Origin of the sequence: Vibrio sp. 10N.222.46.A1 (genome assembly GCF_041473595.1) — a bacterium.
Taxonomy (GTDB): Bacteria; Pseudomonadota; Gammaproteobacteria; order Enterobacterales; family Vibrionaceae; genus Vibrio; species Vibrio tasmaniensis_A.
In genome coordinates, this window is record NZ_JBFRSN010001010.1 from 1 (window position 1) to 383 (window position 383).

The following is a 383-nucleotide window of genomic DNA, read 5'->3' on the forward strand; positions in this document are numbered from 1 at the left end:
CCTTTTGCCCTTGGGTTAGGCGAGGCTTGGTATCGAGGAAGTCCTGCACCTGTTTGTGGGTAGCAAAAGGCTGATGTTGGTCTTTACCATCATCGATGTTTTGCAAGATGCGCTTTTCAGTCTCCAGCGCGGCGTGCGTCGTCCAGCGTGTGCCGTCACTGTACTCTGCAGAGAGGGTGTCGCTGCGTTTAGTCAGCTCTGTTTCAACCTGCTCTTTGGTAATAGAGCCTCCGGCTTCTTCAAAGGCGTAACGCACCGCTTCCACCACTAAGGCTTTTTGGCTAAACGCCGCTTCTCGCTCTGAGAGGTGGTTCAGGGCAAAGCTGACCGCTTTTTCGATGAGTGGGGCGTTTTGCGCTTTGGCGAGTGCTGACAGTGCCTGA

The 383-nt window shown here is 54.3% G+C and carries 1 protein-coding gene; it reads right to left on the bottom strand.

The annotated features are described in order from the left end of the window. A partial coding sequence (locus tag AB4496_RS29790; protein ID WP_372127782.1) for a hypothetical protein occupies nt 1-383 on the bottom strand: 383 nt, incomplete at both ends.